15 protein-coding genes are annotated in these 16,996 nt (G+C 63.4%); 10 read left to right on the top strand and 5 right to left on the bottom strand.

Annotated features, from left to right (window positions below):
* Positions 1-28: 28 nt before the first annotated feature.
* The 5 genes from trmD to K8I04_14935 all read left to right on the top strand — a co-directional run bounded on the left by trmD (position 29) and on the right by K8I04_14935 (position 4,280).
* Positions 29-781: a tRNA (guanosine(37)-N1)-methyltransferase TrmD gene (gene trmD, locus K8I04_14955; GenBank protein ID MBZ0073013.1), complete on the top strand. Its 753-nt coding sequence runs from the start codon at positions 29-31 to the stop codon at positions 779-781.
* Between the two features lie 25 nt (positions 782-806).
* Complete coding sequence (gene rplS / locus K8I04_14950; GenBank protein MBZ0073012.1) at positions 807-1,151, top strand: 50S ribosomal protein L19; 345 nt, start codon at positions 807-809, stop codon at positions 1,149-1,151.
* Positions 1,152-1,384: 233 nt separating this feature from the next.
* Positions 1,385-1,864, top strand: coding sequence for a methylated-DNA--[protein]-cysteine S-methyltransferase (locus K8I04_14945; GenBank protein ID MBZ0073011.1), 480 nt, complete (start codon positions 1,385-1,387; stop codon positions 1,862-1,864).
* 84 nt (positions 1,865-1,948) lie between these two features.
* The gene (gene htpG / locus K8I04_14940) at positions 1,949-3,841 is read left to right on the top strand and encodes a molecular chaperone HtpG (GenBank protein ID MBZ0073010.1); all 1,893 of its coding nucleotides are present in this window, start codon (positions 1,949-1,951) and stop codon (positions 3,839-3,841) included.
* A 43-nt stretch (positions 3,842-3,884) separates the two neighbouring features.
* Positions 3,885-4,280, top strand: coding sequence for an RNA-binding protein (locus tag K8I04_14935; protein ID MBZ0073009.1), 396 nt, complete (start codon positions 3,885-3,887; stop codon positions 4,278-4,280).
* A gap of 20 nt (positions 4,281-4,300) precedes the next feature.
* Here K8I04_14935 and K8I04_14930 read toward each other — a convergent pair whose 3' ends face one another.
* Positions 4,301-5,080, bottom strand: a complete 780-nt coding sequence (locus K8I04_14930) for a response regulator (protein ID MBZ0073008.1) — start codon at positions 5,078-5,080, stop codon at positions 4,301-4,303.
* Between the two features lie 545 nt (positions 5,081-5,625).
* Here K8I04_14930 and K8I04_14925 point away from each other — a divergent pair.
* The 3 genes from K8I04_14925 to K8I04_14915 all read left to right on the top strand — a co-directional run bounded on the left by K8I04_14925 (position 5,626) and on the right by K8I04_14915 (position 9,184).
* Positions 5,626-6,672, top strand: coding sequence for an AAA family ATPase (locus K8I04_14925; protein MBZ0073007.1), 1,047 nt, complete (start codon positions 5,626-5,628; stop codon positions 6,670-6,672).
* A 68-nt stretch (positions 6,673-6,740) separates the two neighbouring features.
* Positions 6,741-7,952, top strand: a complete 1,212-nt coding sequence (locus K8I04_14920) for a VWA-like domain-containing protein (protein MBZ0073006.1) — start codon at positions 6,741-6,743, stop codon at positions 7,950-7,952.
* 314 nt (positions 7,953-8,266) lie between these two features.
* Positions 8,267-9,184, top strand: coding sequence for an HDOD domain-containing protein (locus tag K8I04_14915; GenBank protein ID MBZ0073005.1), 918 nt, complete (start codon positions 8,267-8,269; stop codon positions 9,182-9,184).
* Between the two features lie 38 nt (positions 9,185-9,222).
* Here the strand turns inward: K8I04_14915 and K8I04_14910 are convergent, their stop codons facing one another.
* Positions 9,223-9,942, bottom strand: coding sequence for a pentapeptide repeat-containing protein (locus tag K8I04_14910; protein MBZ0073004.1), 720 nt, complete (start codon positions 9,940-9,942; stop codon positions 9,223-9,225).
* A gap of 745 nt (positions 9,943-10,687) precedes the next feature.
* Here K8I04_14910 and K8I04_14905 point away from each other — a divergent pair.
* Together K8I04_14905 and trxA are read left to right on the top strand one after the other, a co-directional pair.
* Positions 10,688-12,208 carry a GGDEF domain-containing protein gene (locus K8I04_14905; GenBank protein ID MBZ0073003.1) on the top strand — a complete coding sequence of 507 codons (1,521 nt, stop codon included), beginning with the start codon at positions 10,688-10,690 and terminating at the stop codon, positions 12,206-12,208.
* Between the two features lie 104 nt (positions 12,209-12,312).
* A complete protein-coding gene (gene trxA, locus K8I04_14900) occupies positions 12,313-12,681 on the top strand; it encodes a thioredoxin (protein MBZ0073002.1) in 369 nt (122 codons plus the stop codon).
* A gap of 24 nt (positions 12,682-12,705) precedes the next feature.
* On the opposite strand, the gene lon is transcribed toward trxA, so the two are convergent.
* The 3 genes from lon to mobB all read right to left on the bottom strand — a co-directional run bounded on the left by lon (position 12,706) and on the right by mobB (position 16,982).
* A complete protein-coding gene (gene lon / locus K8I04_14895; GenBank protein ID MBZ0073001.1) occupies positions 12,706-15,111 on the bottom strand; it encodes an endopeptidase La in 2,406 nt (801 codons plus the stop codon).
* A gap of 85 nt (positions 15,112-15,196) precedes the next feature.
* A complete protein-coding gene (locus K8I04_14890; protein MBZ0073000.1) occupies positions 15,197-16,462 on the bottom strand; it encodes a molybdopterin molybdotransferase MoeA in 1,266 nt (421 codons plus the stop codon).
* A gap of 4 nt (positions 16,463-16,466) precedes the next feature.
* Positions 16,467-16,982, bottom strand: coding sequence for a molybdopterin-guanine dinucleotide biosynthesis protein B (gene mobB / locus K8I04_14885; GenBank protein MBZ0072999.1), 516 nt, complete (start codon positions 16,980-16,982; stop codon positions 16,467-16,469).
* Between the last annotated feature and the right edge of the window lie 14 nt (positions 16,983-16,996).

Here is a 16,996-nt window from a genome sequence, read left to right as displayed (position 1 = left end):
GGCGGCTGCGATCCGAACGGGCGCAGAAATGCGGATTGATGTCGTCACGCTCTTTCCGGAGATGGTGCGGACGGTAGCGGAGTACGGCGTAACGGGGCGCGCAGTGCAGCGCGGATTGCTGCGGATCGAGACCTGGAACCCACGCGACTACACCCATGATCGGCACCGGACGGTTGACGATCGTCCCTACGGCGGCGGTCCCGGGATGGTGATGCGTTATGAGCCGCTCCGTGATGTGATCCGGGCGGTTCGCCGGGAAGTACCAGGACACTGCGTCGCCTATCTGTCGCCGCAGGGCCGGCGTCTGGATCAGACGCGGCTGCGCGCATTGGCGACGATGCCTGGTTTCGTGCTGGTGGCGGGGCGTTACGAGGGCATAGACGAACGGTTGCTGGTCAGCGAGATCGATGAAGAGTGGTCGATTGGCGACTATGTGCTGAGTGGCGGTGAACTCGGCGCCATGGTGGTGATCGATGCGGTGGCGCGTCTGCAGCCGGGTGCGCTGGGGGACGAGGATTCTGCGGAACAGGATTCCTTTTCCACTGGACTGCTCGACTGTCCGCATTACACGCGACCGGAGTCGGTCGACGGCATGACGGTCCCGGCCGTGTTGCTGGGTGGCAACCATGCCGACATCGAGCGCTGGCGGCTCAAGCAGGCATTGGGGCGGACCTGGCGGCGGCGGCCGGATCTGCTGGAGTGGGTGGAACTGAGTCAGCAACAACGGGCGCTCCTGGAGGAATTCATCCAGGAGCAAGACGATAATCGGCAAGACGATTGATACGGGCGAAGTTGAGGTCAAGGCTATGAGCAACATTATCGAAGAACTGGAAAAGGAACAAATGGGCCGTACTGTGCCGGCGTTCGCTCCGGGCGACACCGTGATCGTCAGCGTCAAGGTGAAGGAAGGTACCCGGGAACGCACGCAGGCCTTCGAGGGTGTCGTCATCGCCAAGCGCAACCGTGGTCTGAACTCGGCCTTCACGGTCCGCAAGATCTCGCACGGCGAAGGCGTGGAGCGCGTGTTCCAGACCTACAGCCCCGCCATCGACAGCATCCAGGTCAAGCGCCGCGGCGACGTGCGTCGTGCCAAGCTCTACTATCTGCGCGACCGTCAGGGTAAGTCTGCGCGCATCAAGGAAAAGATCTGACCTCGCCGGTGGCGATCTGACGATACCGTCGAGCCTCGGGTGAGTGCGGTTATACTGGGCGTCATGGTGAGCATGACGCCCATTTTTTTCCTGGAGAACGACAGGTCAAGGTGGCCTTGCCGACGGTCGGCCGGTCTACCCGGGTGCCCGCTGAGTCGTACCCCGGCGACTGCGCAACGGTCCCCATCCGGCCGCCCTCGGAAGGCCTCCGGCCCGGCCGGGGCGCTGGGGGCATGACCCCGTACCAGGCCATACTCGCCACCCCGCTCGGGCCGATCGGCGTGCAGATGGACGCGGCCGGCCGGCTCGTCACCCTCGACTACCTGCCGTCGCGCACCAGGCTCATCGAGCCAGTCACGCCCGCCGCCGGCCGCGTCGTGCGTGCGCTGGAGGCCTATTTCACCGCGCCCCGCCACCGCTTCGATGTACCACTGGCACCCCTGGGCACAGCCCACCAGCAGCGCGTATGGGCGGCGCTGCGTGAGATCCCGTCCGGTCAGTCGCGGACCTACGGGGAATTGGCCGACGTCGTCGGCTCGGCATCCCGTGCCGTGGGCCAGGCCTGCCGCCGTAACCCGATTCCGATCATCATTCCCTGTCACCGAGTAGTGGCCCGGGGCGGCATCGGTGGCTACAGCGGCGCCACGGCGGGCCCGGAACTCGCCATCAAGCGATGGCTGCTCGCCCATGAGGGTGGCTTGCCAGGGGGTTGATTCCCCCGTACGCCGCCCCTATCCCCGTAATGGCAGCTGCGGATCTGCCGGTTCCGTCAACATAGCTTCTGGAGAGGTTCTGCAATGTCTGTGGAGACCCATAAAGAGACACTGGAATTCCAGGCCGAGGTTCGGCAGTTGCTGAATCTCATGATCCATTCCCTGTATTCCAACAAAGAGATTTTCCTGCGCGAGCTGATATCCAACGCCTCCGATGCATGCGACAAACTGCGCTTCGAGGCGTTGTCCGACGACGCGCTCTACGCGGGTGACAGCGATCTCCGTATCCGTGTCGAGGTCGACCGCGAGCGGCGTACGATCACCGTCAGTGACAACGGTATCGGCATGAGCCGCGCAGAGGTGGTCGATAACATCGGCACCATCGCCAAGTCGGGCACGCGGCAATTCTTCGAATCCCTGACCGGCGATCAGGCCAAGGACGCGCGCCTCATCGGCCAGTTCGGCGTCGGCTTCTATTCGGCCTTCATCGTTGCCGACAAGGTGACCGTGATAACACGGCGCGCGGGCCTGGGCCACGAACACGGTGTGTGCTGGGAGTCGGATGGGCAGGGCAGCTATTCACTGGAGAATATCGACAAGCCGGGGCGGGGGACACAGGTGACCCTGCATCTGCGTGAGGGCGAGGACGAGTTCCTGGACGCCCATCGACTCCGCGGAATCATCCATAAATATTCCGACCATATCTCGCTGCCGATCGAGATGCCGGTGGCGGGCGACGATAAGCCGGGTGAATTCGAGACCGTCAACAGCGCCTCCGCCCTGTGGGCACGCCCCAGGAAAGACATCGAGGAAGCGGAATACCAGGAGTTCTACAAGCATGTCGCCCATGATTTCGAGGTGCCGCTTGCCTGGACCCACAACCGTGTCGAGGGCAATCAGGCGTATACAGCGCTGCTGTACATACCGCGGCGTGCCCCCTTCGATCTCTGGGAGCATGATCGCCGTCACGGCATCAAACTGTATGTGCGGCGTGTCTTCATTATGGACGATGCCGAGCATCTGATGCCGCAGTACCTGCGCTTCGTGCGTGGGGTGATTGATTCCGACGACCTGCCGTTGAACGTGTCACGCGAGATCCTGCAACACAATAAGCTGATCGATACGATGCGTGCGGCCTCCGTCAAGAAGGTACTCGGACTGCTGGAGGGTATCGCGACCAACGAGCCGGAGAAGTATGCGGGATTCTGGAAGGAATTCGGTCGCGTGCTCAAGGAGGGGCCGGGCGAGGATTATGGCAATCGTGAGCGTATCGCCAAGCTGCTGCGTTTTAGCTCTACCGGTACGGATGACCCCGAGCAGACGGTATCGCTCGGCGATTATGTCGCGCGTATGCCCGAGGGTCAGGAGAAGATCTACTATATAACCGCCGACAGTTTTGCGGCGGCACGCAAGAGCCCACACCTGGAGATGTTCCGGGCGAAGAATATCGAGGTGTTGCTGCTGTGGGATCGGGTCGACGAGTGGCTGATGTCGCACCTGACCGAGTTCGAAGGCAAGCCGCTGGTGTCCGTGGCCAAGGGTGATCTGGAGCTGAAGGATCTGGGCGATACGGCGGCGGAGCAGGCAGCAGAGGAGGCGGAGAGCACGCTGAAGCCGCTGCTGGAACGCATGCGGACGGTGCTCGGCGACAAGGTCCAGGGGGTGCGGGTCAGCCAGCGGCTGACGGATTCACCTGCCTGTCTGGTCCTGGGGGAGCGCGACATGGCGATACACTTGCAACACGTCCTGCGGCAGGCTGGACACGACGTGCCTGTTTCCAAGCCGACCCTGGAAATCAATGCCGGGCATGCCCTGGTGCGGCGGCTGGAGGAGGTGCAGGATGAGACACAATTCTCCGACTGGAGCCATGTCCTGTTCGATCAGGCACTGTTGGCGGAAGGCGGCCAGTTGGACGATCCGGCGGGGTTCGTGAGTCGGCTCAACGGGCTGTTGCTGAAAATGACTGCCGGTGGCTGACGTGGCCGGGCGGTGATGATATGTCTACCTTGAGGTCGGCCTGATGCCGGAAGCCGTCGAAGACATCCGGGTCCGCATCGATAAATGGCTGTGGGCGGCGCGCTTTTTCAAGACACGTGTGCAAGCCACCGAGGCGGTAGTGGGCGGCAAGGTGCACGTCAACGGTGATCGCGTGAAGCCTTCGCGGCAGCTCCACTGTGGTGATGAGCTGCGCATCCAGAAGGGTGATGTACAGTTCGTCGTCGAGGTGCGTGAATTATCGGCCCAGCGCGGGCCGGCGGCGCGGGCACAGTTGCTGTACGCCGAGCGGGACGCAAGTATCGCCGCACGGGAGGGTCAGCGTGAGGCGCGGCGCCTGCAGTCCGCAGGGGCGCCGAAAGTGGATGGTCGCCCGGACAAACGCGCCCGCAGACAGTGGGGGCGATTACACGGCCGATGAGCGGCCGGGGCGATGCTTCCTCAGGCCTGGGCGCGTTGTGGGACCTGCAGGGCATGCAGCAGGAGTGCGCGTAAGGCGGTAACAACGCTCGGCCCGCCCTGTCCTTCGACACGAATGTCGTGGCCATCGCCGCACAGTGTGTAGCGGGCGCGCACAACGATGGGTGTTTCGGGGCAGCGCGCGGCGATACAATGCAGCATGGCCTCGCCGTCGATATCTTCGAGTGCCGGGCTCAGCAGTGCCAGATCAAAGCAGGGGTCGTCGAGGGCACGGTCCAGCTCGTGCGCGTGGCGGGCCTGGACCAGGTCTACGGAGCTGCGCAACGCCGCCTTTACCAGGCCGGCGCTGAAGCGGTCGGCCTCGATGTGGAGGATGCGGGGCCGGAAGCCACGCAGCCGCTGGCAGGCGGTCTTGACGGCGAAGATGGTGCGTGCCTGATCAGCCGCTTTGCGTACCCAGTCGGGTTCCGGGTGGGGAGCCCCCTCCCTCAATTCCAAGTCTACATCCGGATGCCGTGCCAACCGTGGCTCGCGACGTGATTCAGCGTGCACCGATATGACCAGGATAGGGAGATGCAATCCGAGCACGCGCAGTTCGCGTGTCAGTGACAAGGCATCCTGGTCAGCGAGCAGCATGTTGAGTGTCATGGCTGCATATTGCCGCGTCCCCAGCTTCTTCAGCACCTCGCGGGTCGAGCGCGCGGTATCGGCCCAGAAACCAGCCTGCTCCAGGGATTCGGATAGTCGCGTTCTGAGCCTGGGATCGTGTTCGCTGACCAGAATGCGCGGCCGGTATCCCATGGTAAGCCTCTTAATGGATGTTTATTGTCGCCACCTGCCACGCGGCTAGACTGCTATCGACTGTAAGGGCGAATTATTTAAGGAGGCTGCTGAGCAATGCGCCATTCTGGTGGATACACCCAATTCAGGTCGTTGAGTATGGCTGGATCGTCAACCCCATGGGGCGACGCCGGGGCATGGCAACCCGCGAATAGAGCAGAGGCCTCTCAACCTGGACAATGTATTGCGCGCGCCGCACTGCCTGTCGGCTCCCGGGTTATTCCCGGGAGTTGTGTGCAGGATTTCAGTGGGTTACGCCATGCAATCTGCAGCCGAACTGGGTAAGATGCGGCATCAGCCGGGTGCGGGGCCGCGCTACTGGCTGTATGAAACTCGAAGCGATTCTAAGAACCGTAGCGACCACGGGATCACACAGATACGTTCATCACCCGAAAGGTGATAAACAGCTGCTCCCGATCTGTGTGCTGCGGTGGCTGAAATGAGTATCCAGTTTTATTCGAGCCCGGCGACGCCGGTATTCAGCAGGGGTCTGCAGAGGAGAACACATGCGTCCATCGCAATTGCAGAGCGTACTGGATCGGGAATTTCTGAGTGCCCGCGAAGGACATCACACACCGGTGATGGTGTGGGGGCCGCCCGGTATCGGCAAGTCACAGTTGATCGCACAGATCGCCGGCCGGCACGATGTAGCGGTCATCGATATCCGGCTGTCACAGATGGAGCCGAGCGACTTGCGCGGTATCCCGTTCCGCGTCGGTGATTTCGTGGAGTGGGCCGTTCCGGCGATCCTGCCCGATGCGATCCGGCATGGCGAGCGTGGCATCCTGTTCCTCGATGAGCTCACCTCTGCACCCCCGAGTGTCTCGGCGGCCGCCTATCAGCTCATCCTGGATCGGCGCCTGGGCGAGTATTCCGTCCCTCAAGGTTGGGCGATCTTCGCGGCTGGCAACCGGCAGGGCGACCGTGGCGTGACCTACACCATGCCGGCGCCGCTGGCAAATCGCTTTTCGCATTTTGAACTCGAGGCCCATCTCGATGATTGGGTGGCCTGGGCCTATGCGGGCAGTATCGATGAGCGGCTCATCGCCTTCCTGCGTTTTCGGCCGGAGTTGCTGTTCGATTTCGACCCGGCCCACAATCCGGTGGCCTTTCCATCCCCCCGCTCCTGGGAATTCGCCCACCGTGCGCTGCAGAAGTTCGGTGATCGGCCGGAGTTGCTGGTGGAGACGCTGCAGGCATGCGTGGGGCCGGCGGCCGGCATCGAACTGGCGGCCTTCGTGGACAATCTGGATAAGCTTCCCGATATCGATGCCATTGTGCGTGGTGAACAGGTGCCGGTGCCGCGTGAGACGGATCTGCAGTATGCGGTCGCCTGTGCGCTGGTCGGGCGCGCGGTACGGGCACGCGCGACCGCGGACGCCAACACGGTGTTCGGCCACATCATCGATTACGCAGCGACGTTTCCGCAGCGTGAAATGGGCGTAATGTTGATCTCGGACATGCACCGCGCCATTGGGCAGGATCTGTTCGCCGTGCCGCAGTTCTCGGCGTGGGCGAAGGCAGTTGCCGATGTGATGTTGTATGACATGTGAGGAGGAGATGATGATCAAAACGTGGGTCGGAAACGGTTGAGAAGGGCGTCGTCCCCATCTGAGTCCTCATGACCTCCGACGTTGAAACCAAACTCAGCGCGGCGCGGACGCGCCTGATCCTGGATAAGCCGTTTCTGGGCGCGCTGGTGTTGCGCCTGCCCATGGTCGCCGGTGATCCGAAATGGTGCCGGACCACGGCGACCGACGCGCGCACCTTTTACTACAACGCGCAGTATATCGACAGCCTCAGCCTCGACCAGACCCAGTTCATGCTCGCCCACGAGGCGCTGCATTGCGCCCTGTCGCATTTCGCCCGCCGCCAGCATCGGTCCAAGCACCGTTGGGATATCGCCTGCGACCTGGCGATCAATCCGCTGCTGATCAAGGACGGCCTGAAGCCACCGCCCGGTGCGCTCCATATGATCGAATTCGAAGGCATGATGGCGGAGGAGATCTACCCTGCCATCGCCGATCTCGAGGACGAAACCGAGACGCTCGATGATCATCTTTACGACAGCGAAGAGGAGGGGGGGCGCGGCTCGAATCAGGACGAGAGTTCGCAACGGCAGGACGGCGAGGGGGGCGGTGCCAGCGCCGAGACCGATCCCCAACGTGGTGGCGCACCGCAGCCCCGGCCCTTGACCGAGTCCGAGCGCGAGCAACTATCGGTGCAGTGGCAGCAACGCCTGGCAGGGGCCGCGCAGCAGGCCATGCGCGCCGGAAAGCTCGGCGGTGGCTTGGCCCGACTGGTGGACCATCTGCTGCAGCCACGTCTGCCGTGGCGGATGCTGCTGGCGAAATACATGACAGCGGTCGCGCGTGATGACTATACTTACTCCCGGCCATCGCGCCGCGAAGGCCAGGCCATTCTGCCGAGTCTGCGCAGTACCCAGGTGGAGATCGTCGTGGCCCTGGACACCAGCGGCTCGATCTCACCGGACGAGATCTGCGAATTCATGTCCGAGATTGATGCGATCAAAGGACAGGTCCGCGCCCGCATCACGCTGCACGCCTGCGACGCGCGGCTCGCCGAAGATGGGCCCTGGGAGTTCGAGCCCTGGGAGGAATTCAAGCTGCCGCGGGACTTCAGTGGGGGCGGGGGTACGTGCTTCGCGCCAGTGTTCGACTGGGCCCGGGGGCGCGATCGTCAACCCGATCTGCTCGTGTACTTTACGGACGCCGAAGGTGAGTTTCCGGAACAGGAACCGGCGTATCCCGTGTTATGGCTGGTCAAGGGTAAGGCCAAGGTGCCCTGGGGCCAGCGCGTGCAATTGAACTGACCGATTGAGAACTGTGCCCGTTTTTGTGCACGCGACCGTCAAGGACTGCGCCACTGCAGCCGCTAGGTCTGTTGCAGACAGGCGCTCCCCGGGGGTGGCCGGACCCACCCTCTCCCAGGAATCAAACTGCAGTGATGCATGGTCGGCCCGGAGGGGATTCCGGGCTTGGTGGTCTCAAAGACTGGCCGGTGGCTTGGTATGTGCAGCGACCTTTGTTAGGCTAGACCCGCGGGGTTTGCAGGGATATCCGGCGTTCACCTCAGTGCGCCTGACTCGCCGGCCGTGACCACAGCAGCCAAGAGTGTGATCAGACGATGCAGCAGGCCAGTCAGCAAGCGACGCTAGCCGGTGAGATCCGCCGACGGATCGAGCAGGTATACCAGCTGCCACCGATGCCCGACATGGCGCGGCGAATTCTGCAACTACGCAGCAATCCGGACGCGTCAGTCGCCGATCTCGCTGCGATCATCGAACTCGATCCCAGTCTGGCGGCGCAAGTAGTGCGCTATGCCGCATCGCCATTCTACGCCTATCGCGGCAAGATCAATTCCATCCAGGATGCCATCACCCGGGTCCTCGGCTTCGACCTGGTGATGAACATGGCCTTGGGGTTGGCAACCGGCAGGTCATTCCATAATCCCATCGACGGTCCCCTGGGGCTGCATGCCTTCTGGCGTCACTCCGTCTACACGGCAGCGCTGGTACAGACCCTTGCCAAGCGCATACCGCCGCAGACACGGCCGCAGCCCGGCATGGTGTACCTCGCCGGGCTGCTGCATAATTTTGGCTTTCTGCTTCTCGGGCACCTGTTTCCACCTGAGTTCAAGCTACTCAACAAGCTGGTCGCGGCGCACCCGGAGTCACCGGTGACGGCCCTGGAAAAATGTGTGCTCGGGATGGGGCAGGCACAGAATATGCTGGAGATGGGCCACGCGCAGATCGGCGCATGGTTGATGTATTCATGGCATATGCCGGACGAGATCATCGTCACCCTGCGGGAACACCACAACCCCGACTACAGCGGTGAGCACGCGATATTGGCGCATCTCGTGATGATCGCAGACCATGTGCTCAAGGGCCTGGAGATCGGTGATGCGCCAGATGCCGATTTACCGCTGCGCTCTCTCGAGATCGTGGGACTCTCCGAAGACACCATCCGGGAGTTCGCGGAGCAGTTGTTCGAGAATTGCAGCTCGCTGGATATGATGGCTCGCCAGCTGGCAACCGGTTGAATCGCGCCGTATCGCCCGATCGCGGTCCACACCTCCCGTCATTCGCACGCGCCCAGTGAGCCCGGTCGGCAGCGGCGCCGGTCAGTCCAGGTGGCATTGCCCAGCACGGCGCCCGACAGATCGGCGCCGTGGAGGTCAGCCCCACTGAGATCGGCCCTGGAGAGATCGCTGTTGCGCAGGTCCGCACCCATGAGCCGCGCGCGGCTCATGCGGGCCTTGACGAGTAGTGCGTCCCGCAGATCCGCCCCTTCCAGATTCGCCGAGGTCAGCCGCGCATCGCTGAGGTTCGTACCGCGGAGGTCGGCACGCCGCAGATCGCACTGCTCCAGGTTGGCTTGTCGCAGATCTGCACCTTCCAGGACGGTCTCCACCAGTTGTGCGTCATAAAGGCTGGCCTGCAGGATGCTGGCACCGGCCAGCGAGGCCTGGCTCAGCTGCGCGCGATCGGCCCGGATTCGGTCGAGGCGCGCGCCGGACAGGTCCGCACCCTGCAGGTCCGCCCCGGTCAGAATGGCCGCCTCGATCCGCGTATTCGCGAGCCGTGCCTGTCTGAGTGTCGCGAAGCTCAGGTCCGCACCGTACAGATTGGCGTCGCGCAGATCGGCACCGTCCAGGTTTGCGCGCACGAGTGTGGCATTGGCCAGGTCCACCCCGCGCAAATCCTTGCCGGCCAGGTCACAGCGGCTCCAGTCGACGCGCGGCCGCGGCGGGTCGTCGCAGGCGGCCTGCAGGGGCGCTGTACAGACCAGCAGAAGCAATGCCAGGCCGGCTGCTACCCTTGAGGTGGAGGCGCGCGGCGGTAGACGGGCCTGAAACCTGTAGTGGTCGTGTGCCTCCGCCGTCGGTTCAGTCGGTTCACTGGGCAGAGGGTACCACTGGCTGTGGGGTGACATGGGGCCATTGTAGGGGTTGTGTCACCGCCGGGGCAAAGGCGCGGGCGGAATCCCGTGTTTCGTACTGGCGCCGTGGGGTGGATGATCGCCGACGTCTCCCGCGCAAGCAGAGAATTGTCGGAAATGTGGTGGAAATGTGTCAGCTATTTCCTACGCCGCCCCCCGGGCGATGGCCTCGATCACTCGACAGGGTAATCGGATTCGGCCCGTCATACAGCTATAACACTATGTAAATGATATTTTTTATTTGTAGAGTTCGACGTGCGTCGATGGTGGCTCATACAATACAAATCGCTGCTTGTTAAATAAATCGACATAATTTGCCCTCATCGGTCGTTTGGTTTTCGTTCAGCAAGTACGGTAACGTAGCCGCATCACCGGGATCTGTGGCGGGGTAGGGACGAGAAGAGCAACACAAACTGACGGTATCGTCCGGAGATCGCTGTGCGCCGGAGCCGGCCGGGCCGGACGAGTTGAAGAAACAACAATAACGCGGTCGGCAGTTCCGCGACGAATATCAGGCGCTTTATAAAGCCAATAATGACAAGCCACGCGGGCCCTGCCTGCGTCCTGTACACATGGATGTGTGTGTGCGGGAGATCCTTTTTTGATGGTCCGCGAGATTGAAATCGATTCCCTCGAGGCTGGGGCGGCCCGCAAGGTTTTGCGGGTGCTGGATGCCTTGCGGCAGTCACAGCCGGGATCGGTCATCTACCGGCAGGTCGAGCGCATGCTCGACGAACTGGTAACGGCCAATCGCGATGTTCAGCAAGCCTATGCCGCTGTCATCGGGACCCTGCTGGATGTCTATGCGCGGCATCTGCACGGCGGTTCACCACTGCAGGTTCAGGTCAAGCTGTTGCGGGCACGGCTGCAGCCACCACTGTCGCTCTCCGACCTGCAGGCCCTGCATCAGTACATCGAGGTCTACAGCGATCAACTTGCCTCTCTGCCAGATTTTCGCCAAGCAATTTTTGCCGAGGCGATGCAGCCCTTGCTACTGGCCTTCGGCATCGAAGGAGCTGCGCGGCAGCAGGCCATAGCGCCTGGGCCGACTCCACCGGTGAAATCGACGGCGGCAACCCTTACACAGCCGGCCGTACCGGTGGATCCGGCCGAGCCGCCGCGCGAGGTGCGCGATTGGGTCAGGCCTCAGGCCGGCGGACGGCATCCGCTCGCCGATGTGAGCAGGCAGCCCACGCTGCGCCGGGAAGAGGGCGGGTGGGGGCACGACCCGATGGGCGATGGAACGGACAGCGTCGACACTGCGACGAACCGGCACCTGAACGCCCGCCACCAGGATATACAGGAACTGCAGGCAGGTTTCGCCCAGCAGGTGTTGGATACCATCGCCCAGAACCAGGAATTCGGGGTGTTGCTGGAGGTTGTCCTGAACGAGCTGCGTCAAGCGAGTGGCATCTCGGAGCTGGGCGAGTTGCGTCGGACTCTGATCCGTGAGATTGAAAGGCTGATGTCGGGGCATCACCATCTGGCCGACAAACTCGACAGCACGCACAAGTACCTGCATGTCATCGAGTCCGACAGCCGCCAGTTGTCCGACGAACTCGCCCGGGCGCGTCTGCTCAGCCTGACCGACGAGCTCACGGGTCTGCCCAATCGGCGCGCCTTCCTGCGCCGCCTGGAAGACGAGGTGGCGCGCGTGCAGCGCTACGGCTTCCCGTTATCCGTGGCCCTGATGGATCTCGATAAATTTAAGGAAATGAACGATATTTATGGGCATGCCGGAGGCGATGAGGTACTGCGGGTGTACTCGAAGAACATCCTGTCGATCTTCCGGCACCACGATTTTGTCGCGCGCTATGGGGGTGAGGAATTCGCTGTTCTGTTGCCGAACACGGAGAGCGAAGGCGCGGCGCGTGCACTGAACAAGGTGAAGACCCGGTGTGCGGAGACGCGCTGGCCGTTCAACGGGACGATGATCCCGGTCCCCACCTTCTCGGCGGGTATTGCCCTGTACAAGCCCGGTGAGACGTCCATGGCCTTCATCGAGCGCGTTGACAAGGCCCTGTACCGCGCCAAGCGTCTGGGTCGCAACCGCATCGAGATCGACATGACCTATCAACCCGATGCCGAGGCCCGCGTCACCGCGCGGGGCGACGACCCCTCCTGATCGGGTCCCTCCGGCGAGTCTTCAGGGCCTGCCGCGGTGCATTCATCCTCCCCGGCCTTTATAATGGCCTCGATCCCCCTCCTCAGGCTACGTGGAGATTGCTGGTGGCCACCACCGAGTTGACCAAAGAGAACTTTCAGGACGTCGTTGCGGGCAACGACTTTGTGATCATAGACTTCTGGGCCCCCTGGTGCGGTCCGTGCCGGAACTTCGCACCCATCTACGAGGCCGCCTCCGAGAAGCACCCGGACATCGTCTTCGGTAAGGTGAACACCGAAGAGGAGCAGGAGCTGGCGGGCTATTTCCAGATCCGGTCCATTCCTACCCTGATGATCTTCCGCGAAAAGATCATCATCTTCTCGCAACCGGGCATGCTGCCGGCCAATGCCTTCGATGATCTGATCGCACGCGCGCAGGGGCTGGACATGGAGCACGTGCGCAAGGAAATCGCCGAGCAGGAAGACAAGGCCTGAATTTTCGCCGGCCGAGTCCGGGTCTCAGCCGAACAGCACCGCTGCCACGTTGCGGAAATGCGTGGCAAAGTGCGCCGTCATGCCCTGGCGGATGTGTTCCGGCAGCTCGTCGTAGTCACGCCGGTTGGCCTCCGGCAGGATCACCTCGAAGATGCGACTGCGCCGTGCGGCGATGATCTTTTCCCGTACCCCGCCGATGGGCAGCACCTGACCCGTCAGTGTAAGTTCGCCGGTCATTGCCACCGGTCGCCGGACACGTTCACTGCGCGCCAATGAAAGCAGCGCCGCCGCCATGGTGATGCCGGCGCTGGGTCCGTCCTTGGGCGTGGCCCCTTCGGGCACATGCAGGTGCACGAAGGATTCGTCGAAGAAGGTCGGGTCGCCGTCATACTGCTTCAGGTGGCTGGCGACATAGCTGTAGGCGAGCTCGGCGGATTCCTTCATCACCGCGCCGAGTTGGCCGGTGAGCTTGAAGCCGCGGTTCTTGGTATGTACCCGCGTTGCCTCGATGTTCAGCGTCACCCCGCCCAGCGCCGTCCAGGCAAGACCGGTGACGATGCCGACACCACTGAAGGGCTTTTCGCGGCGGAACCGCGGTTGGCCGAGGTAGTCTTCGATCTGCCGTGCGCCGACACGCAGCTTGCGGGTCTTACCGGTGACGAATTCCACGGCTGCCTTGCGGATGATGCGGTTGAGCTGTTTCTCCAGACCGCGCACACCTGACTCACGCGCGTAGCCTTCGATGACATGCCGCAGGGCGGCATCGGAGATCTGCAGCCGCCCGCGCTTGATGCCGGCACGCTCCAACAGCTTGGGCCACAGATGGTTGCGGGCGATCTGCAACTTCTCACTGGTGATGTAGCCCGACAGCCGGATGACCTCCATGCGATCGAGCAGTGGCGCGGGGATGGTGTCCAGCTGGTTCGCGGTGCAGATGAACAACACCTTGGACAGATCGAAGCGTACGTCCAGATAGTGATCCAGAAACTCTGTGTTCTGCTCCGGATCGAGCACCTCCAGCAGTGCGGAGGCGGGGTCGCCGTGGTAGGACGCACCGACCTTGTCGATCTCGTCGAGCATGACCACCGGATTGGCGACGCCGGCTTCCTTGATGGCCTGGATGAACTTGCCCGGCATCGCCCCGATGTAGGTGCGCCGATGGCCCTTGATCTCGGCCTCGTCGCGCATGCCACCCACGCTGAAACGGTAGAACTGGCGTCCCAGCGTATTCGCGATCGAGCGGCCCACCGAGGTCTTGCCGACGCCCGGTGGCCCGACCAGCAACAGGATCGAGCCGGCGACCTCGCCTTTCAGGCTGCCGACGGCAAGGAATTCGATGATGCGGTCCTTGACGTCTTCCAGACCGTCGTGATCGGCATCCAGCACCTGCCGCGCATGGTCGAGATCGAGCTGGTCCTCGGAATGCTTGCCCCAGGGCAGCATGGTCATCCAGTCGAGGTAATTGCGTGTTACCGCATATTCCGGTGATCCCGACTCCAGGACCGACAGCTTCTGCAGCTCTTCGTCGATGCGGGCGCGGGCCGCTGCCGGTATCTGCAGCGCGGCGATCCGTTCCTCGAAGCGCTCGACGTCCGCGGTGCGGTCATCCTTGGCGATACCCAGCTCCTGCTGGATGGCCTTGAGCTGCTCGCGCAGGAAGAATTTGCGCTGCTGCTCGGACATCTTCTCGTCGACCTTCTCGCGGATGTGGGTCTGCAGCTTGGCGACCTCCAGCTCCTTGCGGATCAGTACCAGCACCTTCTTCATGCGCTCCAGCACCGGGAGGGTATCGAGCACGTCCTGCAATGCGGGCCCGGCTGAGGTGGTCAGGCTGGCGGCAAAATCCGCGAGTGCCGAGGGTTCATTGGGGTTGAAGCGGTTCAGGAAGAACTTCAGCTCTTCGCTGTATAACGGATTGAGTGGGACGAGTTCCTTCAGGGTGTTGATGATGGCGATCGCATAGGCCTTCAGCTCATCGCCGTCCCCCAGCACGTCGTCGGGATATCCCACGCGCGCCACGAACGGCGGTTTGTCCGACAGCCAATCGAGGATACGGAAGCGCCGCAGACCTTCGGCGATGAACTGGATCTTGCCTTCGGTTTTCACCGGGTGATGCATCCGCACCACCGTGCCCATCTTGGCAAAATCTTGTGGCTGGGCATTTTCAGCATCCTGGATGTCGACCAGTACCAGGCCGACCAGCCGATGTGCGGTCTCACCGATGGCCCGGACGGTCTCCATCCAGGGCGCGTCGTTCATCAGCACCGGCACACCTTGCGCGGGGAAGAACGGCCGGTCGGTGACCGGGAGCAGGTGCAGCGTCGCGGGCAGGACATCTGCAGGCAGCGCAAGTTGTGAGCCGTGGGCCGTCGCGTCCGGCTCGTCGACCACTTCGGCATCGATGGTTTCTTCTTCGTTCATATCCGTCATCACTGGTTGGTCGCTGGCGACAGGCTTCACCTCTGGGCTCTGGGGGTGGCCCGGGTGAAATTCAAGCCGGGGCCGTGGCGTGATCTCAGATCAGGCCGGCGAACGGTTGCACATCCACCGGTTCGCCCACCGCCACGCCGGCGCACTCCGCCGGCAGGACGATGAAGCAGTTGGAGCGGCTCATCGACGACAGCATATGCGATCCCTGCCCGCCGGTGGTGGTCACTATCGGGTTCCCGGCCGCGTCCTGGTACAGGATGCCGCGCTGATACTCCAGGCGGCCGGGCTGCTTCTGGAGCGCAACCGCGCAGGGAACGCGCAGCGACAGTGTTGGTGCGACGGTCATGCCCATCATCTTCTGCAGCGCCGGCTGGACGAACTGGTAGAAGGTCGCCATGACCGACACCGGGTTGCCCGGCAGCCCGAAAAACACGGCCCTGCCGACCGTGCCGCAGGCGAGTGGCTTGCCGGGTTTCATGGCGATCTTCCAGAAATTGACCTGCCCCAGCTCGGCGAGGATCTGGGTGACGAAATCCCCCTCGCCGACGGACACACCTCCGGAGGTGATCACCACGTCCGCGATCGCGGACGCGGTGTGAAATGCCTCGCCGATGGCCTCGCGGTCATCGCGAACGACGCCGAGATCGAGCAGTTCCACGCCGAGGCGCGCCAGCATGCCGTGGAGGGTGTAGCGGTTGCTGTCATAGATCTGCCCCGGCCCCAGTGCCTCGCCCAGGCTCTTCAGCTCGTCCCCGGTGGAGAAGAAGGCGACCCGCAGGCGGCGCCTGACGCGCACCTCCGCGGTACCCAGCGAGGCCAGCACGCCGAGTTCGGCGGGCAGCAGCCGCGTGCCGGGCGTCAGCACGGTGTCGCCCCGGGTCATGTCTTCACCGGCGTGGCGCACGTTCTCGCCGCACGTGTGGCCGGGGCCGATCTCGATGGTATCGCCCGCCACGGTAACGGCCTCCTGCATGAGTACCGTGTCGGCGCCAGCGGGCATGACGGCGCCGGTCATGATGCGCACGGCCTGCCCGGGTGCGACCCCGCAGTCGGCCGGAGCGCCCGCCATGGCGCGCCCGACGACGGTCAGACGCGCGCGACCGGTCGCTGGCAGATCATCGCCACGCACCGCATAGCCGTCCATGGCGGAGTTGGTATAGGGCGGCACGTCGATGGTCGAGAGGACCGGTTCCGCCAGGATGCGGCCGAGGGCGGTGCGGATTGGCAGCTGCTCGTCGCCCTGTATCGGCGTCACCAGGGCATCGATACGCGCACGTGCCTCGGCGACGGTCAGCAGACCGGGGGATGTTGCGCCGGGGTCGTTGCAGGGGTCTCGGCGGGTGTCGTTCATGGTCTCAGGTCCTGTGCGCGGACAAACCGCAATACTGTAGGATGAAGTCCGCGATCGCCGCCGTCGCGTCAAGGGCGAAGCACGGCAGATCGGTGGCGATCGGCGTATCGCTGGCCAGGGCGATGATGGAGTCGTCCTCCGGGAACAGCAAGGGTCGGCCCAGCACCGCGCGGTGCAGCTCGATCTTGGGGAAGCGCTCGTGGCGGAAGCCCTCCACCAGGATCAGGTCCAGCTGCGCACGGTCCAGCCGCGGCAGCAGGTCGGAGAGTGTCGGCTCGGTGCACCCCGGCGTCTCCACCATCAGCGCCCAGCGTTCGCGCGAGGCGATCAACATCTGTTCGGCACCGGCCTTGCGCAGGACATGGCTGTCCTTGCCCGGCTGATCGATGTCGAAGCGGTGATGCGCGTGCTTGATCATGCCGATGCGCAACCCGCGGGCACACAGTTGCGGCAGCAATCGGGCCAGCAACGTCGTCTTGCCGGTACCACTCCAGGCAGCGAAGCCGATGACCGGTGGCATCGCGAGCGGTACGC

Source organism: Gammaproteobacteria bacterium (assembly GCA_019911805.1).
In the GTDB taxonomy this organism is placed as follows: Bacteria; Pseudomonadota; Gammaproteobacteria; order Thiohalobacterales; family Thiohalobacteraceae; genus JAHJQQ01.
This window is presented reverse-complemented; position numbering and strand designations above follow the sequence as displayed.